Origin of the sequence: Rhizobium sp. 862_C5_N1_2 (assembly GCF_051811205.1) — a bacterium.
GTDB lineage: Bacteria > Pseudomonadota > Alphaproteobacteria > Rhizobiales > Rhizobiaceae > Rhizobium > Rhizobium leguminosarum.
Genome location: NZ_JBPWPT010000001.1, coordinates 138368 through 161141, shown reverse-complemented (window position 1 = coordinate 161141; position 22774 = coordinate 138368). Strand labels below are relative to the sequence as shown.

The 22774-nt window shown below is 62.1% G+C and carries 21 protein-coding genes and 2 pseudogenes; 12 read left to right on the top strand and 11 right to left on the bottom strand.

All coding sequences use genetic code 11. The annotated features are described in order from the left end of the window. Window positions 1-46: 46 nt before the first annotated feature. The 7 genes and pseudogenes from ACD590_RS00825 (at window position 47) to ACD590_RS00795 (ending at window position 7246) form a co-directional block, all read left to right on the top strand. Window positions 47-424, top strand: a complete 378-nt coding sequence (locus tag ACD590_RS00825; RefSeq protein WP_439001965.1) for a hypothetical protein — start codon at window positions 47-49, stop codon at window positions 422-424. After that, on the top strand, window positions 418-1326 hold the full coding sequence (osmF, locus tag ACD590_RS00820) for a glycine betaine ABC transporter substrate-binding protein OsmF (RefSeq protein WP_003545119.1): 909 nt from the start codon (window positions 418-420) through the stop codon (window positions 1324-1326). The genes ACD590_RS00825 and osmF overlap by 7 nt, the downstream gene beginning before the upstream one ends. 82 nt (window positions 1327-1408) lie before the next feature. Next, window positions 1409-2575: an ABC transporter permease gene (locus ACD590_RS00815; protein WP_439001964.1), complete on the top strand. Its 1167-nt coding sequence runs from the start codon at window positions 1409-1411 to the stop codon at window positions 2573-2575. Next, window positions 2572-3516 (top strand): ABC transporter ATP-binding protein, encoded by a 945-nt coding sequence (locus tag ACD590_RS00810; RefSeq protein WP_018244606.1) that lies wholly within the window; start codon window positions 2572-2574, stop codon window positions 3514-3516. Before ACD590_RS00815 ends, ACD590_RS00810 begins: the two co-directional genes overlap by 4 nt. Continuing rightward, window positions 3513-4262, top strand: a complete 750-nt coding sequence (locus ACD590_RS00805) for an ABC transporter permease (RefSeq protein ID WP_439001963.1) — start codon at window positions 3513-3515, stop codon at window positions 4260-4262. The genes ACD590_RS00810 and ACD590_RS00805 overlap by 4 nt, the downstream gene beginning before the upstream one ends. A 48-nt stretch (window positions 4263-4310) precedes the next feature. Continuing rightward, the gene (locus ACD590_RS00800) at window positions 4311-4706 is read left to right on the top strand and encodes a VOC family protein (RefSeq protein ID WP_018447687.1); all 396 of its coding nucleotides are present in this window, start codon (window positions 4311-4313) and stop codon (window positions 4704-4706) included. 88 nt (window positions 4707-4794) lie between these two features. Further along, window positions 4795-7246 (top strand): annotated as a pseudogene (locus ACD590_RS00795) (glycoside hydrolase family 2 protein). A gap of 49 nt (window positions 7247-7295) precedes the next feature. On the opposite strand, the gene ACD590_RS00790 reads toward ACD590_RS00795, so the two are convergent. Further along, window positions 7296-7688 (bottom strand): PRC-barrel domain-containing protein, encoded by a 393-nt coding sequence (locus ACD590_RS00790; RefSeq protein WP_018244602.1) that lies wholly within the window; start codon window positions 7686-7688, stop codon window positions 7296-7298. A 247-nt stretch (window positions 7689-7935) separates the two neighbouring features. On the opposite strand from ACD590_RS00790, the gene ACD590_RS00785 reads away from it, so the two are divergent. Both ACD590_RS00785 and pgi read left to right on the top strand, forming a co-directional pair. Continuing rightward, window positions 7936-9636 (top strand): long-chain fatty acid--CoA ligase, encoded by a 1701-nt coding sequence (locus tag ACD590_RS00785; RefSeq protein ID WP_018447689.1) that lies wholly within the window; start codon window positions 7936-7938, stop codon window positions 9634-9636. Window positions 9637-9814: 178 nt separating this feature from the next. Beyond that, the gene (gene pgi, locus ACD590_RS00780; RefSeq protein ID WP_439001962.1) at window positions 9815-11440 is read left to right on the top strand and encodes a glucose-6-phosphate isomerase; all 1626 of its coding nucleotides are present in this window, start codon (window positions 9815-9817) and stop codon (window positions 11438-11440) included. Between the two features lie 202 nt (window positions 11441-11642). Here the strand turns inward: pgi and ACD590_RS00775 are convergent, their stop codons facing one another. From ACD590_RS00775 to ACD590_RS00765, 3 genes are all read right to left on the bottom strand, one after another. Continuing rightward, window positions 11643-12569: a carbohydrate kinase family protein gene (locus tag ACD590_RS00775; RefSeq protein ID WP_439001961.1), complete on the bottom strand. Its 927-nt coding sequence runs from the start codon at window positions 12567-12569 to the stop codon at window positions 11643-11645. Between the two features lie 62 nt (window positions 12570-12631). Continuing rightward, window positions 12632-13321, bottom strand: coding sequence for an orotate phosphoribosyltransferase (locus ACD590_RS00770; protein ID WP_028731601.1), 690 nt, complete (start codon window positions 13319-13321; stop codon window positions 12632-12634). Window positions 13322-13393: 72 nt separating this feature from the next. After that, on the bottom strand, window positions 13394-14050 hold the full coding sequence (locus tag ACD590_RS00765) for a TetR/AcrR family transcriptional regulator (RefSeq protein WP_028731602.1): 657 nt from the start codon (window positions 14048-14050) through the stop codon (window positions 13394-13396). Window positions 14051-14151: 101 nt separating this feature from the next. On the opposite strand from ACD590_RS00765, the gene ACD590_RS00760 reads away from it, so the two are divergent. The 3 genes from ACD590_RS00760 (at window position 14152) to ACD590_RS00750 (ending at window position 16756) form a co-directional block, all read left to right on the top strand. Then, entirely contained in the window at window positions 14152-14976 is an 825-nt protein-coding gene (locus ACD590_RS00760; RefSeq protein WP_439001960.1) for an NmrA family NAD(P)-binding protein, read from the top strand. Further along, a complete protein-coding gene (locus tag ACD590_RS00755; protein WP_439001959.1) occupies window positions 14964-15461 on the top strand; it encodes an anthrone oxygenase family protein in 498 nt (165 codons plus the stop codon). The genes ACD590_RS00760 and ACD590_RS00755 overlap by 13 nt, the downstream gene beginning before the upstream one ends. 734 nt (window positions 15462-16195) lie before the next feature. Beyond that, window positions 16196-16756: a hypothetical protein gene (locus ACD590_RS00750; RefSeq protein ID WP_439001958.1), complete on the top strand. Its 561-nt coding sequence runs from the start codon at window positions 16196-16198 to the stop codon at window positions 16754-16756. 1 nt (window position 16757) lies between these two features. On the opposite strand, the pseudogene ACD590_RS00745 reads toward ACD590_RS00750, so the two are convergent. From ACD590_RS00745 to ACD590_RS00715, 7 genes and pseudogenes are all read right to left on the bottom strand, one after another. Next, window positions 16758-16952 (bottom strand): annotated as a pseudogene (locus ACD590_RS00745) (diguanylate cyclase domain-containing protein); the annotation flags it as partial. Between the two features lie 28 nt (window positions 16953-16980). Continuing rightward, entirely contained in the window at window positions 16981-17517 is a 537-nt protein-coding gene (locus tag ACD590_RS00740) for a glyoxalase superfamily protein (RefSeq protein WP_018447698.1), read from the bottom strand. 202 nt (window positions 17518-17719) lie between these two features. Then, window positions 17720-18898: a GGDEF domain-containing protein gene (locus tag ACD590_RS00735; protein ID WP_130813242.1), complete on the bottom strand. Its 1179-nt coding sequence runs from the start codon at window positions 18896-18898 to the stop codon at window positions 17720-17722. Between the two features lie 177 nt (window positions 18899-19075). Continuing rightward, entirely contained in the window at window positions 19076-20122 is a 1047-nt protein-coding gene (pyrC, locus tag ACD590_RS00730) for a dihydroorotase (RefSeq protein WP_439001957.1), read from the bottom strand. 112 nt (window positions 20123-20234) lie between these two features. After that, a complete protein-coding gene (locus ACD590_RS00725; RefSeq protein WP_018244590.1) occupies window positions 20235-20867 on the bottom strand; it encodes a nucleoside triphosphate hydrolase in 633 nt (210 codons plus the stop codon). After that, a complete protein-coding gene (locus ACD590_RS00720; RefSeq protein ID WP_018244589.1) occupies window positions 20864-21646 on the bottom strand; it encodes an ATP-binding cassette domain-containing protein in 783 nt (260 codons plus the stop codon). Before ACD590_RS00720 ends, ACD590_RS00725 begins: the two co-directional genes overlap by 4 nt. Before the next feature lie 2 nt (window positions 21647-21648). Continuing rightward, window positions 21649-22713 (bottom strand): ABC transporter permease, encoded by a 1065-nt coding sequence (locus tag ACD590_RS00715; RefSeq protein WP_012755861.1) that lies wholly within the window; start codon window positions 22711-22713, stop codon window positions 21649-21651. Window positions 22714-22774 lie beyond the last annotated feature (61 nt).

The window sequence follows — 22774 nt, the reverse complement described above, 5'->3', positions numbered from 1 at the left end:
GTCGCCTCCGGAAAGCGCTGGAAAAACCGGACGATATGCTGTGTTCATGAAAAAAGATATCCCTGCCTCCGGAGAGGCGAGCTATCGTTGCCGTCATAAAAAACCGGGCGGCGGGAAACCGCGAAAGAGCCGGGGAATATCGTGGAAACACGCAAGGGAACAAAAACAAATCGCGCCGGCCTTGGAAAAGGGAATGCGTTTCCGCGCGCGGAGCCGCATTCGCCGCCATAATCGTGCCGCGACCGCAAATACTGGAGGGGGCTTGCATCGATTTTTCGGGCATGAACGCTATTTCCATGACGCACGCAATTCCGGCATGATGGCGGCTTGGTCGCCTTCGCCGGCGGATTTCCTATGCGCAGGCCTCCCGCCCGAGGCTTGGGCCACATTCAATGGTTTTGAAAAAGGGGACTTTCCATGCTGAAGAAACTCGCACTTGCCGTCTCGCTCTCCGCCTTCGCGGTGGGTGCGGCCCATGCCGCCGACGTCGTCGTTTCGTCGAAGATCGACACCGAAGGCACGCTGCTCGGCAACGTCATTGCGCTCGCTCTCGAAGCAAACGGCATCAAGACGCAGGACCGCATCGCGCTTGGCGCAACACCCGTCGTGCGCAAGGCGATCACCGCCGGCGAAATCGACATCTATCCGGAGTATACCGGCAATGCCGGCTTCTTCTTCAACAAGGCCGATGACGCCGCCTGGAAGAACATCGACCAGGGTTATGAGCTGGCGAAGAAGCTCGATTATGACGCCAACAAGATCGTCTGGCTGACGCCGTCGCCCGCCAACAACACCTGGGCGCTTGCCGTGCGCAGCGATGTCGCCGGTCCGAACAAGCTGAAGAGCCTCACAGACTTCGGCAAGTGGGTTGCCGGCGGCGGTGCCGCCAAGCTTGCCGCCTCCGCCGAATTCGTCAATTCGGCCGGCGCGCTCCCCGCCTTCCAGACGACCTACGGTTTCCAGCTGAAGCCCGACCAGATGGTCGTTCTTTCCGGCGGCGACACGGCGGCAACGATCAAAGCGGCCGCTGACCAGACGAACGGCGTCAACACCGCCATGGTCTACGGCACCGACGGCGCCATCGAAGCGGCTGAACTCACCGTTCTCGAAGACGACAAGAACGTCCAGCAGGTCTATGCCCCGACGCCGATCATCCGCGAAGAGGTGTTGAAGGCCAATCCGAAGATCGAGGAAGTGCTCTCGCCGATCTTCAAGAGCCTGACCGCCGACGAGTTGCGTAAGCTCAACGCCAAGATCCAGGTCGACGGCGAGCCGGCAAAATCCGTCGCCGAAGCCTATCTCAAGGAAAAGGGCTTCCTGAAGTAATCATCGCTCGCTCCGCCCGATTGCGGGCGGAGCCCCCTTTGCTGATAGGGTGGGCTGATGTTGGCCAGACAGGGTTGATTTGATGGAAGAAACCTTAGCGGTCCGCAAGCTGGACCGGCTCGGCGTGGTTCTGGTGGCCGGCGGCATCGCGGCGACTGCACTGATGCCCTTCATCTACGTGAAGGCGAACCGCATCGCCGCCGGCAAGCCGATGCTGCTGATGCAGCTTCTTCCCCAGCCTTCCGTCGTCATCCTGACCGTGCTTCTCCTTCTCACCGCCTTCGCCACGCTGTTCCTCACCAATGCGATAGCACGGCTTGTCAACGCCACACTCTGCCTTGCGGCGCTGATCGTTGCGATCGGCCTCGTCTCGACGGCGGCAACGCCCCCCGGCAGCACAGTGGCGCGCATGACGCCCGGCGGCGGCTTCTGGGCGCTGTTTGCGGTGATCGGGCTCGTGATATCTGATGCGCTTGTCAAAATCCGGCTGGCACCATGGATGCGGGTGGCAGCCCTTGCAGCCTATACGGCGCTGCTCTTCATCTCGCTCTCCTCCGGCCTGCTCGACAGCCTTTCGATCATGAAGGAATTCTCGACGCGGGCCCCGCAATTCGAGACCGAAGCGCTCTCGCATCTGCTGCTGGCGTTCGGCTCGCTTGCCATCGCCATTGTTCTCGGCCTGCCGCTTGGCATCCTCTGCTTCTGGGTGCCGAAGCTGCGGGCCATCGTGCTGCAGGGGCTGAGCCTCATCCAGACGATCCCGAGCCTGGCACTCTTCGGCCTATTGATGCTGCCGCTCGGCTATCTCGCCACCCATGTGCCGCTCGCCGCCGCGATCGGCATCCGCGGCATCGGCACGGCGCCTGCCTTGATTGCGCTGGTGCTCTATTCGCTGCTGCCGATCGTCGCCAACACCGTCGTCGGCCTTCAGGGCGTCGACCCCTCGGTGCGCGATGCTGCGGCCGGCATGGGGCTGACGCGCTTGCAGATTCTGACCGGCATCGACATGCCGCTCGCCTTTCCCGTCATCCTCACCGGCATCCGCATCGTACTGGTGCAGGCGATCGGCATGGTGACGATCGCCGCGCTGATCGGCGGCGGCGGCTTCGGCATCTTCATCTTCCAGGGGCTCGGCCAGACGGCCATGGATCTCGTCCTGCTCGGCGCCGTGCCGACCGTCTTCTTCGCCTTCTCATCGGCCGTCATCCTCGATGCGGTCATCGACAGCATCCGGGGAACCGCCGCATGACCATGATCGAGATCAGGAACGTCACCAAGCGCTACGGCCCGGCCACCGTCGTCGACAACGTCTCGATGAGCGTCGAGAAGGGTGAGATCACCGTCATCGTCGGCACGTCGGGCTCGGGCAAATCGACGCTGATGCGGATGATCAACCGACTGGTGCCGATCACCGAAGGCGAAATATCAGTCGGCGGACAGAATGTGATGGACGTTCCAGTGACGGAGCTTCGCCGCAAGATCGGCTATGCCATCCAGGGACACGGCCTGTTTCCGCACCGGACGGTGGCGCAGAATATCGCCACCGTGCCGCAGCTTCTCGATTGGGATTCCGCCCGCATCGCCAAACGCGTCGAAGAACTGCTCGGGCTTTTCAACCTCGATCCGGCAACCTTTGCCGACAAATATCCGCACCAGCTCTCGGGCGGCCAGCAGCAGCGCGTCGGTGTGGCCCGGGCGCTGGCGGCCGAGCCGGAACTGCTGTTGATGGACGAACCCTTCGGCGCGCTCGATCCCGTCATCCGCGGCAAGGCGCAGGACGACCTGCTGGCGATCCAGAAACAGTTCGGTACGACGGTTATTCTCGTCACCCACGACATGGACGAGGCCTTCCATCTCGGCAACCAGATTGCAGTGATGAGCCAGGGCAGGTTGCTGCAATGCTCGACGCCGGAAAAGATCCTCACCGAACCCGCCGATCCCTTCGTGCAGCAATTGACCGGCACGTCCGACCGGGCCTTGAAGCTGATGTCGCTGCTGCCGCTGAAGGAGAGCATGGAGCCGGCCAAGAACGGTCTCGCCTATGCCCTGCCGCAGTCGCTCAGCCTGCGTGATGCGCTGGCCGAAATGATCTGGCAGGGGGTCGACGAGGCGGCGGTGCAGGACGGCGAAAAGGCGCCGGTTGGCTCGATCTCGATGACGCGGCTTCTCGAACTGGGCCGCAAGGCATGAAGCTCGTCGTCGCCAATCTCTTCCGCCTGGCGGCGCTGGCTTTGCTGCTCATCCTGCTGTTCAGGACGGAGTGGCTTTCCTTCCTGCTGGTGCCGCTGACCAGCAACAATGCGCCTGCCGTCTATACGCAGAACAGCCTTGCCTCGCTGGCCGGCGGGCATCTGCAGCTGGTGATCGGCTCGATTGTCTGCAGCGCCGTGCTTGCCGTTGTCGGCGGCATCTTCGTGACGCGGGAAAGCGGGGCTGACTTCCTGCCGCTGTCGCGCGCCATCGCCAATGCGGGGCAGACCTTTCCGCCGGTTGCGGTGCTGGCACTCGCGGTTCCCGCCACCGGCTTCGGCGCCATGCCGACGCTGATCGCGCTCTTTCTCTACGGCCTGCTGCCGATCTTCGAAAACACCGTCGCCGGCTTGAAGCAGGTTTCGCCGCAAGTTCTCGATGCCGCCGACGGCATGGGCATGAACGGCACGCAGCGGCTATTGCGGGTCGAGCTGCCGCTTGCCCTGCCGCTGATCCTCGAAGGGCTGAAGGTGGCGACCGTGATCAATATCGGCACGGCGACGATCGGCTCGACGGTTGCGGCAAAGGGCCTCGGCGAGGTCATCATCGCCGGGCTGATTTCCGACAATACCGCCTTCATCCTGCAGGGCGGCCTGATCGTCGGCCTGATGGCGGTGCTGATCTATGACGCCATGGGCCTCGTCGAAGCGGCGATCACGCGAAGAATCGGCTTGCGCGCGGCGTAGGAGGACGAGTACCAAGACTGCCGTGATGGATGAGAATGGGAGGCAGAATTGGCGAAGATGATCCACTCCATGATCCGCGTTCTCGATGAGGCGCGCTCCGTCGAATTCTACGAGAGGGCCTTCGGCCTTTCGGTGGCCGACCGCGTCGATTTCGAAACCTTCACGCTGATCTATCTGAGCAATGCCGAGACCGGCTTCGAGCTGGAACTGACCGTCAACAAGGGCCGGACTGCGCCCTATGACCTCGGCAATGCCTATGGCCATCTCGCCGTCTCGGTCGAGGAGGTGGCGGTCGAGCGGGAGCGGCTGTCGAAGCTCGGGCTCAATCCGGGTGAACTGGTGGAGCTCAACCGCGACGGCAAGCTCTTCGGCCTGTTCTTCTTCATCAGCGATCCCGATGGCTACAAGATCGAGGTGCTGCAGCGCCACGGCCGGTTTCTCTGACGCATCGTGGCGAGCCGGATTGCGGCCGCACTGTTCCAATCTCCCGATAATCCCACAGCTTCGAGCGGTATGACCTAGGAGCCCGCCCATGATCGAGAAGACCGAGCTCAATTCCGGCTGGACGCTCTCCTGTAACGATACAGGAAGATCCGGCCTGCCTGCCGCAATCCCCGCAACGGTGCCGGGCTGCGTGCATCTCGACCTGATCGCCAACCGGCTGATCCCCGATCCCTATATCGACGTCAACGAGATCAGCAGTGACTGGATCGGCAAGACCGACTGGACCTATCGCTGCACGTTCGAGGCGATGCCTGACGATGGTAGGGTGCAGGAGCTCGTCTTCGACGGGCTCGATACGATCGCGGTGATATCCCTCAACGGCGAAGAGATCGGCCGCACCTTCAACATGCACCGCACCTATCGTTTCGATGTTTCCCAGCTGCTGAAGGCTGGCCAAAACGAACTCACCGTCACCTTCCGCTCGGCTTACGCCTATGGTGCGGAGATGGAAAAACATTACGGCTACCGTCCCAACAACTATCCGGGACCGGGCAATCTGATGCGCAAGATGGCCTGCAATTTCGGCTGGGACTGGGGGCCGACGCTGGTGACGGCCGGCGTCTGGAAGCCCGTCCGGCTGGAAAGCTGGGACCGGGCGCGGCTTGACGAAACGCGGGTGTCGGCGACACTTGCCGGCGGCGATGGGCTGGTAAAAGTGCATGCCAGGCTGGCGCGGCATGGCGGCACGACGCCGTTGAGGCTTGTCGCCGAAATCGGCGGCGTAACCAAAACGCTGGCGATTGACGCTGACGAAGACGAGATCGCCTTCGAGCTTACCCTCCCCTCGCCGCAGCTCTGGTGGCCGCACCATCTCGGCGCGCAACCGCTTTATCCCCTAACTCTCCGGCTGATCGGCGACGGGAGCGACGATCTGCTCGACGCTCACGAGCGCGAACTCGGCTTCCGCTCGCTGCGGCTCGACACCTCCGCCGACGACCACGGCTCGGCCTTTACCTTCGTCATCAACGACGTGCCGCTCTTCATCTGCGGGGCGAACTGGATTCCGGACGATTGTTTTCCCCCGCGGGTGACGGCCGAGCGCTACGCCGCGCGGATCGAGGAGGCAAAGGCCGCCAATATCCACATGCTGCGCGTCTGGGGCGGCGGCATTTTCGAGGCCGACGAATTCTATGAGGCCTGCGACCGCGCCGGCATGCTGGTCTGGCAGGATTTCCTCTTTGCCTGCGCCGCCTATCCGGAGGAGGAGCCGCTCAGAAACGAGGTCGAGGCGGAGGTGCGTGACAATGTCGTGCGGCTGATGCCGCATGCCTCGCTGGTCCTCTGGAACGGCAATAACGAGAACATCTGGGGCTTCGACGAATGGGGCTGGCGCCCGATCATCAAGGCGGGCGAAAGCTGGGGCCTCGGTTATTATCTCGACCTGCTGCCGAATCTCTGCGTCGAACGATCCGGACCGGCCCTATTATCCCGGCAGCCCCTATTCCGGCTCGATGGAGATCGAACCCAATGCCGACGGCCATGGCTGCAAACATATCTGGGACGTGTGGAACGATGTCGGCTACGAGGTCTACCGCAACTATATCCCGCGCTTCTGCTCCGAATTCGGCTGGCAAGCGCCGCCGGCCTGGGCAACGATCGAAGAAAGCGTGCACGACGCGCCGCTGACGCCGCAATCAAACGGCGTCTTCCACCATCAGAAGGCCACACAAGGCAATGACAAGCTGATCTGCGGCCTGTCCGGCCATTTGCCGGAGCCGCGGACAATGGATGACTGGCACTTCGCCACCCAGCTCAACCAGGCGCGCGCCATCCGCTTCGGCGTCGAGCACATGCGCTCGCATCGGAATATCTGCAAGGGTGCGGTGGTCTGGCAGTTCAACGATTGCTGGCCGGTGACCTCATGGGCCGCGCTCGATTCGGCCGGACGCCGCAAGCCGCTCTGGTATGCGCTGAAGGCAGCCTATGATCCGCGCCTGCTGACGATCCAGCCGCGCGGCGGCGGACTTGCGGCGGTGGCCGTCAATGAACGGACGCTGTTCTGGCGGGCGAAGATCAGCGGCAAACGCGTGACGCTCGACGGCACCGTGCTGGCCGAATTCGAATTCTGGCGCCTGCTCTGCGATCGTTTCGAGGCAAAGGAATTCCCGCTGCCCGAGGATATCGTCACCCCCGGCTTACCGAAGGACGAGCTCATCGTCGTGCAGATGCTCGACCGGCGCGCCTTCCATTATTTCGTCGAGGATATCGAGCTTGCCCTGCCGGCACCGCGGCTGACTGTCGATGTCGTCGGGATCGACGGTGGGTATGAGGTCAAGGTGACGGCGCAAAACTTCGTCAAGGATCTCTGCCTGATGGCGGATCGACTGCATCCGGACGCCGTTGTCGATTCGATGCTGGTGACGCTGCTGCCGGGCGAGAGCCATGTCTTTGCGGTTAAGACGGCAAAGGCGATCGTGGCAGACGATATTGTCATCGGCACCGTGCTGCGATCGGCCAACGATCTCGTCGCCAAACACTAAAAAGGCCCCGCATCCGCGGGGCCCTTCCAGCTCGGCCTATCAGACGACGTTACATCCAGTAAGGCGGCACGCCGTAGTAATCATAGACCCGGCGGCCATTGTCGTTGTACCAGGTGTCGTCATCGTCCGAATAGCTCGGGGCGCCTTCGATCTGCTCCTTGGTCAGGTCGATGCGATAGCCATCCAGTTGGGTGTCGTAGTTCAGCTTTTCCCAGGGAAGCGGATAATGGTCGTGACCGATGCCCAGGAAGCCGCCGAAGCTCAGCACGGCATAGGCGACACGGCCGTCGAGCTTTCCGATGATCAGCCGTTCGATCGAGCCGATATGCCTGCCATCGGGCCCATAGACACGGGTGCCTTCGACGCGGTCGCTGGCGATCAGCGAGTGCGTGACCTTGACATTCGGGTCACGGCGGGTGGCGTCAGTATCCTGGTTCAACATTGTGCACCTCCTTTTGGTGTTTCCTCATGGTGAGTATGCAAGATCAACGTCATGGCGGACTCAAAGTTCCCCATCCTTTCCATGATCGTGCGCTGGCGGAATGTTGACGTTTACGTCAAGGTTAGTATAGCGTCATTCGGCTTGAACCATTCAGGCAATCGCATAAGCTGCCGGACTGGAAGATGGAGGATCTTTCCGGTTATCTGCCGAATGATGTCGGCGCGGCGGCCGCAGGGGAGAGAGACAGATGAACAGCATTTCCGTCCATCCAAACGGCGCCAGGCCGGACAAGCCCTGGCTTGCCGCCTATCCCGATATCGTTCCGGCAGAGATTCCGCCGCTGGAATATGCCTCGCTTGCCGAACTGCTGGAAAAATCCTGCGCCCGTTACGCCGACCGGACCGCCTTTTCCAGCATGGGCAAGGGGATGCGCTACCGCGAACTGGAGAGCCAGACGCGCAAGGTCGCCGCCTGGCTGCAGAGCACCGGCCTTCAGAAGGGCGACCGCGTCGCCGTAATGATGCCGAACGTGCTGCAGAACCCGATCGCCACCTACGCCATCCTGCGCGCCGGTCTCGTGGTGGTGAACGTCAACCCGCTCTATACGCCGCGCGAACTCGAACATCAGTTGAAGGATTCCGGCGCCAAGGCGATCTTCGTGCTGGAGAATTTCGCCCGCACGGTGGAGCAGGTTCTCAACAAGACCGACCTTCGCCATGTCGTCGTCACCTCGCTGGGGGAAATGCTGGGGCCAAAGGGGCTGATCGTCAATTTCGTCGTGCGCAAAGTGAAGAAGCTCGTTCCCTCCTGGTCGATCCCTCAGCACAAGAGCTTCGGCCAGGTGCTCCGCGAAGGTGCGGGAAAAAAGCTCCAGCCGGTCACGCTGACAGGCAGCGACATCGCCTTCCTGCAATATACCGGCGGCACGACGGGCGTTGCCAAGGGCGCGGTGCTGACGCATCAGAACCTGCTCGCCAACAAGGTGCAGCTGTCGCTCTGGCTTCGATCCGCCTTCGAGCGCAAGAAAGAGCCGGAGGTGTTGAATTTCCTCTGCGCCCTGCCGCTCTACCACATCTTCGCGCTGACGGTGAATTCGCTGATGGGCATGTCGCTCGGCGCCCACAATATCCTGATCGCCAATCCGCGCGACATTCCCGGTCTCGTCAAGGAATTCGAAAAGTCGAAGGTCCATATCTTCCCCGGCCTCAACACGCTGTTCAATGCGCTGATGAACAATGCCGATTTCGCCAAGCTCGACTTCTCCTCGCTGATCATGTCGCTCGGCGGCGGCATGGCTGTGCAGCGCCCGGTCGCCGACCGCTGGCTGAAGATGACAGGCACGGCAGTCACAGAGGGCTACGGCCTTTCCGAGACATCGCCCGTTGCCACCGCCAACCGCTTCGATTCGGCTGAGTTCACCGGCACGATCGGCCTGCCGCTTCCCTCCACCGACCTCGACATCCGCGACGAGGCGGGCAATTCGCTGCCGCTCGGCGACGTCGGCGAGATCTGCATTCGCGGACCGCAGGTGATGGCCGGCTACTGGCAGAAGCCTGAGGAAACGGCGCGGGTGATGACCGATGACGGCTACTTCCGCTCGGGCGACATGGGCTTCATGGACGACCGCGGCTATACCAAGATCGTCGACCGCAAGAAGGACATGATCCTCGTCTCCGGCTTCAACGTCTATCCCAACGAGATCGAGGAAGTCGCCGCCATGCATGCCGGCATCCTCGAGGCCGCAGCCATTGGCGTGCCGGACGGACATTCGGGCGAGGCGGTAAAACTCTTCGTGGTCAGGAAGGATCCGAACCTGACGGAAGCGGAGGTCAAAGCCCACTGCATCGCCAACCTCACCAACTACAAGCGGCCGCGCTTCATCGAGTTCCGCACCGAGCTGCCGAAGTCGCCTGTTGGTAAGATCCTGCGCAAGGACCTGCGCGGCTGAATTTGACGTTCTGATGAATCAGAGCCTTTCCTGGTCAGATTGAAGCTGGCCAGGAAAGGCTTAAGGGCCATCCGCTTGCCGCGGGTGGTTTTTTCCATTTCGGCAGGTGGCTGAACTTGATTTGCGGGTGATAAAGCGAATAGTTTCCGCAACCTTTCCGCCTCCAAAGGAGCCTCCCATGAACGCCATTGTCGAACAGCTGAAAAGCACCGCTGATGCCACCAAGGCGACCGATATCCGGGCCGCCTTCGCCGCCGATTCGCAGCGCTTTTCGCGCTTTTCCGTCTCGCTTGACGACCTGTTGATGGATTTTTCCAAGACGGCGGTGAATGACGACATCCTCAAGCTCTTGGTGAAGCTCGCCGAAGACGGCGGCGTCGAGAAGAAGCGCGAGGAAATGTTCTCCGGCAAGGCGATCAATTTCACCGAGGACCGCGCCGTTCTGCACACCGCGCTGCGCAACCGCTCCAACACACCGGTTCTGGTCGACGGCAAGGACGTCATGCCCGACGTCAATGCGGTGCTTGCCGCCATGGGCAAATTTGCCGACGACGTCCGCTCCGGCACGCTGAAGGGCGCCACCGGCAAGGCGATCACCGATGTCGTCAATATCGGCATCGGCGGCTCGGATCTCGGCCCTGTCATGGCGACGCTGGCGCTTGCCCCCTTCCATGACGGTCCGCGCGCGCATTTCGTCTCCAATATCGACGGCGCCCATATCGCCGACATCCTGAAGCTGGTGCAGCCGGAAACGACGCTGTTCATCGTTGCCTCGAAGACCTTCACGACGGTGGAGACGATGACCAATGCGCAGACGGCGCGCAACTTCATCGCCAAGGCGCTCGGCGAAGCGGCCGTGCAGCACCACTTCGCCGCCGTCTCGACGGCACTCGACAAGGTCGCCGCCTTCGGCATCGACAGCGGCCGCGTCTTCGGCTTCTGGGACTGGGTCGGCGGCCGTTACTCGATCTGGTCGGCGATCGGCCTGCCGCTGATGATCGCCGTCGGGCCGGAGAATTTCGGCAAGTTCCTCGACGGCGCGCATGCCGTCGACAATCATTTCCGTAAGGCGCCGATTACCGAAAACCTGCCGATTCTGCTCGGCCTGATCGGCTTCTACCATCGCAATGTGCTGGGCTACCCCACCCGCGCCATCCTGCCCTACGACCAGCGCCTGTCGCGCTTCCCGGCCTATCTGCAGCAGCTCGACATGGAATCGAACGGCAAGGGCGTCACCATCGACGGCACGCCGGTCGAAGGCAATTCCGGCCCAGTCGTCTGGGGCGAGCCCGGCACCAACGGCCAGCACGCCTTCTACCAGCTCATCCATCAGGGCACGAGCATCATCCCGGCCGAATTCATGATCGCCGCCAACGCCTTCGAGCCGGAGCTGCGCCACCAGCACCAGCTGCTGATCTCCAACGTGCTTGCCCAGTCGGAAGCGCTGATGAAGGGACGCACTTTCGAAGAAGCCAAGAAGCAGCTGACCGACAAGGGCATGGACGACAAAAAGGCAGATTTCATCGCGCCGCACCGCGTCTTTAACGGCAACCGGCCGTCGATCACCTTCGTCTACGACAAGCTGACCCCTTACGCACTCGGCCGCCTGATCGCGCTCTACGAACACCGCGTCTTCGTCGAAGGCGTGCTCTTCCGCATCAACTCCTTCGACCAGTGGGGCGTCGAGCTCGGCAAGGAACTGGCGACGGGCCTGCTGCCGGTCGTCGAAGGCAAGGAAAGTGCGGCATCGCATGACTCGTCGACGCAGGGCCTGGTTGCGGCGCTGGCGAAGCTTGCGAAGTAACCGTACAAGATTTGCCCCTACTCTAACCCTCTCCCCGCACGCGGGGAGAGGGGACGTGCCCCGCGAGACGCTGGCGAGGAACGGAGAGGTCGCGACAGATCCCTTCGCCCCGCAAGCGGGGGTCCGAAGGACGGGGCGAGACACGTGGCTCGACCCCGGTTGGTGCCGGCAGGCGGATGAGGGGCAGTCTCGGGCTTAAGCCTTAAAGCCCAATCTCGCGTGCCCAGGGCGGGTTGGCGCCGGCGCGGGAGACGGTGACGGCGGCGGCTTTGGCGCCGAGGGTCAGGGCGTTGCGCAGCGCCTTTTCGTCAAGATTGGCCACCTGAGGCTTGGTCAGCAGATTATCCATCTTCAGCGACGCGAGGATGCCAGCGTCGAAGGTATCGCCGGCGCCGACCGTGTCGACGACGGTGACCCGTTCGCTGGGCACCGTCACCTTGCGCTCCTTGGTATAACCGGAGGCGCCTTCCGCGCCCTTGGTGATGACGACGAGCTTGGCGCCGTGGTTCAGCCAGTGGGCGGCGAGCGCATCATGGTCGCCTTCCAAGCCGAACCATTCGAGGTCCTCGTCGGAGAACTTGACGATGTCGGATTTAGCGGCCATGCGCTTGATGCGGGCCATATGCGCCGGCTTGTCCTTGATGAAACCCGGACGAATATTCGGATCGAGCGAGATGACGCGGCTTGCGGCTTCGCGGTCGAGAAGCGCCTCATAGGTTTCGCCGCAGGGGCTCGGGATCAGGCTGATTGCGCCGAAGTGCAAGGCTTCGCAATCATCGCCGAGAGCAGGCAGGTCGGCCGTGGTGATCATGCGGCCGGCGGTGCCTTCGTCGTAGAAGGCATAGGTCGCCTGGCCGTTCACCAGCTTGACGAAGGCAATGGTCGAGGGGCGCGCCGTGATGGCGCACGGGCTGTAATCGACATTGCTCGCCTTCAGCGTCTCCAGCAGGATTTCGCCCATCATGTCATCGGCAATGCCGGTGAAGAAGGCCGTGGGGATGCCGAGGCGGCCGAGCGCGATTGCGGTGTTGAAGATCGCGCCGCCGGCATAGGGCGCGAAGCCCTTTTCGCCCAGCGTTGTGTCCCTCGGCAGCATGTCGATCAAGGCTTCGCCGCAGCACAAAATCATCGTATTCCTCCCAACAGCATCTATACGTTCATCAACCGATTAAGCGAGCTTTTGTCAACTGGCTAGAGCGAAAGCTCACTAACCCCGCCATTCCTTCCCGACCAGGCCAGCGGCGCATCGAGGAAGGCCTCGACTTCCGACAGCGTCTTGTCGTCGAAGAGCTTCTGCTCCTTGGCGACGGCCAGAACATTCCGCCAGGTGGCGATGTGATGCAGCCTGACCTTGCCGTCGGCAAAGCGCTGTTCACCGAATATGCCGTAGAAGAACAGCGCGATGCCATGATCGACGACGCCGCCGGCGGCACGGACCGCATCGATGAACTTGAACATGCTGCCGCCTGCTGTCGTCAGGTCTTCGATGACGAGCACGCGCGACCCTTCCGGCATATTGCCTTCGATCTGGGCATTGCGGCCATGGCCCTTCGGCTGCTTGCGGACATAGATCATCGGCAGGCCGAGACGATCTGCCAGCAGGGCGGCGAAGGGGATGCCGGCGGTCTCGCCGCCGGCGATGCAATCGAACTGCTCGAAACCGGCATCGCGCAGCAGGGTGCTGGCGGCGAAATCCATCACCGTCGAGCGGATGCGCGGAAAGGAGAGCAGCTTGCGGCAATCGATATAGACCGGGCTCGCCATGCCGGAGGAGAGTTTATAGGGCTGAGCGGCATTGAAATGCACCGCCTTGATCTCCCAGAGCATCTTGGCCAACAATTCGGCCATCACGGCGCGGTCGGGAAATGTGGTCTGGATCATGCGGCTCTCCTTCGGCTTGGATCCTTGCGGGAATAGCAGCAAGAGCCCGACGTTTCCAGACGAAAGGCGCGCTCATGACAGCAGCAGACGGCCGATATCGGCGATCTGCATCTTCTTGAACAGGGCAATCGCCTGAGCGCCCTCCTCCGCATCCAGCGAAACGGCATAACGTACGCCGGCGGCAAGCAGCTGCATCGTCAGACGCGCGATCGCCAACAGCTCCTTGCGGTCGCGATCCGGCCATAGACGGATCAGCACGGCGAGAAATGCCTGGGCATGAAATTCCATGTCCTCGGCATCGACCTGCTGCAGCAGCTTGTCGGTATGGGTCGCATGCCAGATGTCGCGCATGACGGGCTCACGGCGGAAGAAGGCATAATATTCATCAGCGATATTGGCGAGCGCGCGCTCCAGGGCCGCAGCGTCGGTCACCTTCGCCAGTTCCTCTTCGACGCACCGCCTGCCCTGCTCGTTGAAGCGCTCGGCCAATGTGCGGATGATCGAGGTCTTGTCGGGGAAATATTGGTAGAGAGCGCCGAAGGAAAGACCGGCCTTTTCGACGATCTCGCTCATCTTCAAACCGTCGCTGCCATGGCTTTCGATCAGCTGCGAGGCAACCGCGAGGATCTTTTCGAAGCGCTCGCGGCCGCGCTGCTGGCTGGGGATGCGGCGCGGCTGGCCGGTAGACTCCTGCTGGCGCCTGCGCGTTGCGACCGGCTGTTCCGACATGATCTCTCCTTTTCCACGTTGACAAACAAAATAAGAGAGATTATCTCATTTTGCAAATGAGAGAGTTTCTCTTGTTTGCAACATTTGGAAGGAGTTTTGACATGCAGACTTCCGAAATCGTCCTCGTCGGTGGATCGGGAAAGACCGGCGGCCGCATCATCAGGCGTCTGGAAGCGCGCGGCCTGACCGTTCGCGCGGCATCGCGCTCCAGCGCCCGTCCCTTCGACTGGGAGGATAGGTCGACCTGGCGCGACGCACTTCAGGGCGCATCGAGCGCCTATGTCGCCTTCCAGCCGGACCTTGCCGTCGCCTGGGCGGCGGAGGCGATCGAAGCGCTCGCCAAGGTCGCCGTGGAATGCGGCCTTGAGCATATCGTGCTGCTCTCCGGCCGGGGCGAAGAGAGCGCGCAGCGAAGCGAAGCGGCGCTGACCGCTTCCGGCATCGATACCACCATCCTGCGCGCCTCCTGGTTCTGCCAGAACTTCAGCGAGGGCGCCTTTGTCGAGCAGATCATTGGCGGCAGGCTGCAATTGCCGACGGGCGAGATCGGTGAACCTTTCATCGATGCCGACGACATCGCCGATGCCGCCGTCGCCGCCTTGACCGACCCGCGCCACCGCAACCAGACCTACGAGTTGACCGGCCCTCGAGCGCTGACCTTCCGGCAGGCGGTCGGCGAAATCGCCGCAGCCACTGGGCGGCCGATCGAATATCAGCAGGTCTCGATGGCGGATTTCACCGGCGGGCTTGCGGCTGCCGGCCTGCCGCAGGGCCTGATCGATCTTCTGGAGGAGCTCTTCGGCCAGGTGCTCGATGGGCGCAATTCCAACGTGATGGGCGGTGTCGCCGAAATTCTTGGCCGCCCCGCCACCGATTTCAGCGAATATGCCCGCCGGACCGCGGCAACCGGAATATGGAGCGCCTGACCATGCAGATCATTCTCATCCTCTCCCTCGTGGCGGCGGCGATCGGCAGCGGCCTTGTCGCCGGCATCTTCTTCGCCTTCTCGACCTTCATCATGACCGCCTTCTCGCGGATACCGGCAGAGCAAGGCATCGCGGCGATGAACTCGATCAACGTGACGATCGTCCGCTCGCCCTTCATGGGCCTCTTCGTGCCGACGGCGATCCTCTGCATCGTTATCGCCGTGCTCGCCCTGATCGACTGGCGCGGCGGGGCATCTTTTCTGATGCTGGCCGGAGCAGCCCTCTATGTCTTTGCCTCTTTCGTCTCGACCATCGTCTTCAACGTGCCGATGAACGATGCACTGGCGAAGGTCGGCGGCAATGGGCCGGAAGCGGTTCAGCTCTGGACCAGCTATGTCAGGGAGTGGACATGGTGGAACCATGTGCGGACCATCGCCTCGCTGCTCGCCTCGGTCGCCTTCGTGCGGGCGCTGATGATCGTCTGAGAAGCGAGCGGGGCCTTCAAGAGAGCCTCATCCTGAGGTCCCAGGAACCTCGAAGGACGAGGCGGGTGCGCTGACATCAGATGCATGCAAGAAGCAGCGTTGCAGCGTGTCCTTCGAGGCTTCGCCCTGCGGGCTACGCGCCTCGCAATGAGGAACGCTGGAGAGTGCCGCGGCTTTGCTTCCGGCTCCGGTTTGCCTTCATCCGCGAGCGGAGGAGCAACCTACCCAGCTATTTGCCAGCATCCCGGCTTCGGAAAACGCACCGGGCTGAGATCACAGCGACCAACAAGAACAGCCCTGCCAAACCAGCCCACAGAGAGCCGCCTTGCGTTAGATTGTCACCGTCGGGAGTGAGGCAACTGGACAGGGCCTGCGATATGCAATCTCGGAACTTCCAGTACCTTTCATAAAATAACCATCCGAAAAAAATCGACAGAAGCGCTAAAATCAGGACCGAAACACATTTCATCTGGTTCCCACCCTGCCCACCAGGACTCATTTCCATTGAAACAACGTCGATGGTGTGACTGTAGATTCCAAGGACGGAGATGCAAGCGCCGACATCCAAGGGAGCGCCATCCTTGGAGTTTGTCGTTGGTGTATAAAGGGGTTCCGCGACCTCTTAGACGCAGCCAAAATCGTTTCTGCTGCCCTGATCGTGCCCTTGAAGCCGCCAGCCGAAATGTGTCACAGAGTGATTGACAGGTTGCGATGTAAAGAGCGGTGCGTTGTCCATGGGGTGGAAGGAAGAGAGTGTCAAATGGCCGCTCGGTAAACCGGGCGGGATTCTTCTGACCATGTTGCTTTTGCCGGGTGTACTTGCCATTTTCGTCCAGATACCCGGCTGTAATTTTCTGCCGTCAAACGAGTGGATCTCCAAGGCGGCCCTTCCTACTCTCGCTGTCAGCGTGGTCTCGGCGGCATTGTCGTTTTGGCTCATTTTGAAGAGCAGTCGCGAGATCGTCGGCGTGAGGAAAGGTTTCGGCCTGATAATCGCTCCGATCGCTGGTTATTTCTTCGGAAAGCATCTCGTCATCATCGCAGTGCCGATGCTATTCGCCTTTATCGCTGGCCATCGGGTGGAGCTTTCTTTCACCGTCGTCGACGCGCATGAATGGGGTAGCAAAAAATGCCGGTCACTGGTTCAGGTCGAAGGGGTTCCGATGCTATTCGACGAAATTTGCCGTGTCCCTGAGAACATCAGGCGAGAACTTGGACCGGGACAGCGGATCGCCGTTTCGGGCCGAGGCACCAGTCGGGGTGTCTTTGTGGAAAGTCTGCGCCGGGTAGATTGAAGAGGCGCCGCGCCTCGAAGGCTTTCCGGATGAGCTCGGCGGCGAGCTCGGCCCGGCGGGGCATGATCTCCGTCAGCACCAGCGCAAACTCTTCGCCGCCGAGCCGGGCCGCGGTATCGCCGGGCCGTCAGTTCATCGGCGAAGACCTGAAGCACGCGGTCGCCGGCGGCCGGCCATAGCGGTCGTTGGCCGATTTGTCACCTAAAGCCAAGCTGCGCTGACGACTACGTCTGCTCGCAAAAGACGATGCGGTTGCTGAAGGGGTCGATGACGGTCATCTCCAGCCCCCACGGCTCTTCCTCGACACCGGGCTTCATGTAGCGGTAGTCCTTGCCTGAGAGTTCGACGTGATAGGCCCGGACATTGGCGACGCGGACGAAGGCCTTGGCGCCGGGGCTGGCGTCGCCGGAATGTTCGCTCAGGTGCAACGCCATGCCGTCACGCGAGACCTGGCAATAGAGCGGAAAATTTTCGCCGAAACGGTGCTCCCAATCGAGACGGAAGCCCAGGAAGCCGCAATAGAATTCCATGGCTTTTTCGACCGAGAAGATGCGGAAGATCGGCATTGGCGGCTCGATGCCGATGACCGAGCGGGAGGCGCCGGCCTCCTCTATCTTGGCCGAGAGAATATTCCATTGATCGAGCCCGAACTGCCGGGCAACGATTTCGAGCGTTTCGCTGTGGGTGAGCGAAATGTCGCGGTCGGCCAGGGCCTGCCGCAATGTTTTTGCCATGAGCTTGGCATCGCGAAAATCGCGCATGAAGTCATCCTTCCGTTGACGGCAAACAGGAAGATCAGTGCCCGCGTCTGCTGACCCGTTCGCCATCGATCGCCAAACGGCAAGGATGTGAAGGATGTTGTCTGGATGCATTCACCATAACGCCAGAGCGTCAAACTCGAGCGTCGCGGGGCGGCTGGCCGCATCCGGCCGATGGCGATAGTATGAGAGGATCGATCGGCGATCAAGACGCGGTGCGCGCTGCCTCGACGGGAACGGCCTGCAGATGGCCGGCAAGCTCGACCCGGTTGCGGCCGGCGCGCTTGGCGACGTAGAGCGCCTTGTCGGCGGCGCTCAGCATGGCGTCGAAATCCTGCGGCTTCGAGCGGCCGGGCGCGACGCCGACGCTGACCGTGCATGTCAGCACTTCGTCATCGATATGGATCTCGCGCGCCTCGAAAGCCCGGCGGATGCGCTCGGCCGTCAGTTCCGCCCGGCCGGGCATGATCTCCTTCAGCACCAGCGCAAATTCCTCGCCGCCGAGCCGGGCGGCGGTGTCGCCGGTGCGGCAGCTGGCCGCGAGTTCGCCGGCGAAGACCTTGAGCACGCGATCGCCGGCAGCATGGCCGAAGCGGTCGTTGACGGATTTGAAATGGTCGATGTCGAAGACGATGACGGCGGTGGTCGTGCCCATCGGGCGCGTGCCGTACTCGTCGAACAGGGCGCGGCGGTTGAGCAGGCCGGTCAGCGGATCGGTGATCGCATCGAGACGGTGGCGGGCAGCGAGCCGCCATTGATGAAGCGCCAACGACAATGCACCGATCCCGGTCATGCCGGCGATGCAGACGGCGAGGCTGAGATCTTCGGCCCAGTTGCTGGGGGCCTTGCCGAGCACCAGCTTGCCGTCGGAGATCAGCACGGCGGCGCAGAGGACGAAGGAGATCGCCGTCAGCGTATAGAGCGCGGTAATGCCGAGGAGCGGCGCGGGTGCTTCGACACGGGCGAGCCAATATTGCCGGGCGGTGGCAAAGAGCAAAAGGGCGATAGCGAGATTGTCGGCGATGAAGGCCAGGCCGTCATACCCTGATAGCATCGGCACGATGGAAAAGACCATCGCGGCAAGCGCGCGGATCGCGATGGCCGGAATGGACAGGCGGCCGGTGAGGAACTGTCTGCCTGCCCCCCATATGGTGGCAAAGCCGGCATGAAACAGCACGAAATTGGCAACGCCCAGCCATGTCTCCGGCCTATTGACGTAGGCGCTGTAGACGAAAATGCCGCTGACGACGAGGACCAGGCCGATGGTGGCGGTGAGCAGCACCGTTTCCGCCCGGCGGACAATCCAACTGCCCATCAGCGTGACGGCAAGGCATGCCGCGGAGACGCCGAGCGCCAGCAAGAGAGAGTTATAGTCAAGCGTCATGCTTTTCAGTCTCCGCAGCTGTTGCCGCGCCAGATGTTGGCAGCTTATGGGCTCCGCGACGAGGAATGTCTTATGCATCCGTTAACAAATGATGCACTGCACAATGCAAATGTTACGCGTTTAACGTCGCGCCGAAGTTTAAGATGAATATTCTATTTAAAATTGAATTCCGAAAGCTTACGCCTGCTGCACCACCTGCCAATGCAGGGGAAACATCGGATCGAACACCGTCACCGGACCGGCTCCGGTTTCAATCCTCGCGGGAAAGACGACCGGCTCGGCCTGCCTTGACAGGGTGATGCGCTCCTCGTTCGGCTGGAGCCCGTACCAGGCCGGCCCGTTCAGCGACACGAAGGCTTCGAGCCGCTCCAGGGCGCCCTCCTGTTCGAAGACATGGGCGAGGCAGCTCATCGTATTGACCGAGGTATAGATGCCGGCGCAGCCGCAGGCGCATTCTTTCAGCGGATCGACATGCGGGGCGGAATCCGTGCCCAGGAAGAAGCGGGCGTCACCGCTGACGGCGGCCGCACGCAGAGCCAGCCGGTGGTTTTCGCGCTTGGCGACCGGCAGGCAGTAATAATGCGGGCGGATGCCGCCGACGAGGATGGCGTTGCGGTTGATGATCAGATGGTGGGTGGTGATCGAGCCGGCGAGATTGCCCTTGGCCGCCTTGATGTAATCGACGCCATCCGATGTCGTCACGTGCTCCATCGTCACCTTGAGCTCCGGCAGGCGCTGCCGCAGCGGATCAAGCACGGTCTCGATGAAGACGGCCTCGCGATCGAAGATATCGACATCAGGCGTCGTCACCTCGCCATGGACGCAGAGCGGCAGGCCGATCTTTGCCATGCGCTCCAGCACCGGCATCGCCTTTTCCATGTCGCGCACGCCGCCATGCGAATTGGTCGTGGCGCCGGCGGGATAAAGCTTCACGGCGGTGATGAGGCCGCTGTTCTTACCCTCCTCCACGTCATCGGGGCTGGTATGTTCTGTGAGATAAAGCGTCATCAGCGGCTGGAAGCGATGGCCGTCCGGCAAGGCCTCGAGGATGCGCTCGCGATAGGCCTTGGCGTCACTGGTGGTGACGACGGGCGGCACGAGATTGGGCATGATGATGGCGCGGGCGAAGGTGCGGCTCGTATCGGCGATCACGCCCTCCAGCATGACGCCATCGCGCAGATGCAGGTGCCAGTCATCAGGACGGCGAATGGTGATCGATTGCATGGCAGGCCTCCGAAGCGATGCGTCTGCGGCCTCGATAACACTAAAGCGCGTCGCATTGAAATTGAATCATGCGACGCGCTTTAGCTCTTTTTTTCGTGAATGTCGCGCGGCATCACGCCAGCGCGATCTCCAGCGTCACATCGGCCGGGCGGCGGTTTTCGAGGATCAGCCGGCCGTTCGGCAGGTCATTGCCGTAGACCTTGGCGCTGGCGGCCTCTTCGGTGAGCTTATAACCGCGCCAGCGCGCCCAGAGCCTCTCCTCGAGCACCTCGATCGGCGGCGCTAGCATGATCGAAAAGTCGAAGACGCCTTCGAGTTCGGCCCATTTGCCCAGCGAAAACAGCAGGTAATTGCCCTCGACGATGATGAAGCGGTGATCGGGGGAAACAGGGCGGGCCGAGGCGATGGCGAGTTCACGCGAGCGGTCGAAGACCGGCACCAGAACCTCCTGATCGGCCAGCCTGACGGCGCGGATGATATCGAGGAAACCACGAACGTCGAAGGTCTCGGGGATACCCTTGCGCGCCAGCAGGCCGCGTTCGATCAGGATGGCGTTGTCCATGTGGAAGCCGTCCATCGGCAGGACTTCGGCACTTTCGCCCCTGGCTTTCAGCGCTTCCGCCAGGTTGTCGGCCATGGTGGATTTGCCGGCACCCGGCGGTCCGGCGATGGCGACCAGGAAACGTCTGGAATGGCCGGCGCGGTCAAGAACTGCGCCGGCGATTTCGTCGATGCGTGCCGTCATGCCGCGACGGGCTCCGTCGGCACCGCCTTGGCGCCGGTCATGAAGGCGACGGCGTCGGACATGGTGTATTCCTTGGGATCGATCACCGTCAGCCGCCGGCCGAGACGGTGGATATGAATCCGGTCGGCCACTTCGAAGACATGCGGCATGTTGTGGGAGATCAGCACGATCGGCAGGCCGCGGGCCCTGACATCGAGGATCAGTTCCAGCACGCGGCGGCTTTCCTTGACGCCAAGGGCTGCCGTCGGTTCGTCCATGATGATGACCTTCGAGCCGAAGGCGGCAGCGCGGGCAACCGCGACACCCTGGCGCTGACCGCCGGAGAGCGTTTCCACCGCCTGGTTGATGTTCTGGATGGTCATCAGGCCGAGTTCGGACAGCTTGTTGCGCGCCAGCTTTTCCATGGCCGGCCGGTCGAGCATGCGGAACATGGAGCCGAGCACGCCCGGTTTGCGGATCTCGCGGCCGAGGAACATGTTGTCGGCGATCGACAGCGCCGGCGACAAAGCGAGATTCTGATAGACGGTCTCGATGCCGGCCTCGCGCGCTTCCATCGGCGAGCGGAACTGCACCTGCCGGCCTTCGAGGGTAATCACCCCCTCGTCCGGGGTGACGGCTCCCGATATCGCCTTGATCAGCGAGGACTTGCCGGCGCCGTTATCGCCGATCACGGCGAGAATTTCACCCGGATAGAGGTCGAAATCGGCATTGTCGAGCGCGGTCACGCGGCCATAACGCTTGACGAGACCGCGGGCGGTGAGAAGGGGTTCGCGAGCCATGATTACACCGAAACCTTTCTGATCCACTGATCGATGGCGACGGCGGCGATGATCAGCACGCCTGTCAAAAGGACTTTCCATTGCGGGTCGGCGCCGAGCATGTTGAGGCCCATCGAGACGACGCCGACGATCATGGCACCGAAGAGCGTGCCGAGAATGGAGCCGCGGCCGCCGAACAGCGAGATGCCGCCGATCACAGTCGCGGTGATCGCCTGGAGGTTAAAATCGGTGACGGCCGAAGACGGAGAGATCGAGCCGTTGCGTCCGATCGAGACCCAGGCGGCCAAGCCGGCAATGACGCCTGATATGGCATAAACGGTCAGCAGCACCTTCTTGGTCTGAATGCCCGAGAGCTTGGCTGCCTCCGGATCGTCGCCGACCGCATAGACATGCCGGCCCCAGGCGGTGTGATTGAGGACATACCAGAGCACCAAGACGAGCAGCACCATGGCGATGACGCCGAGGGTGAGCACGGCGCTGCCGAGCTTGAAGCTCACGGCGAAAAGATGCAGCAGCGGCGCCTTTTCGTCGACGTCGGTATCGCGGATCGTCTCGTTGGCGGAATAGATGAAATTCGTCGCCATGACGATGTTCCAGGTGCCGAGCGTGACGATGAAGGGCGGCAGTTTCATGTAGGCGACGAGGAAGCCGTTCAGCAATCCGCAAAGGCCGCCGACAAGCATGCCGGCTGCGACCGCGATCGGCGTCGGTATGCCGTAGGTGATCGCGACATTGCCCATGATGACCGCCGAGATCACCATGATGACGCCGATCGAAAGATCGATGCCGGCGGTCAGGATGACCAGCGTCTGGGCGGCGCCGAGAATACCGACGATGGCGATCTGCTGCAGGATCAGGGTCAGCGTGTAGGACGAGAAGAACCGTCCGCCGATGGTGATCCCGAAGATGACGATCGCCAGCACCAGCACGATCAGCGGCACGGCGGCCGGCGTCGAGTGCAGAAAATGCTGCGCGCGCTTGATCAGCGAGACTTTCTCGTGCTCGAAGGAGGCAACGCTCTTGTCGCTGCCGTCGAGGACACGTTCGAATTCCTGTGTTCCGGTCATGGTTCCTCCTCCGCATCCGCGCGCCGAACTCGCGCGGGGGCCGTCACCGATATCCATCCGG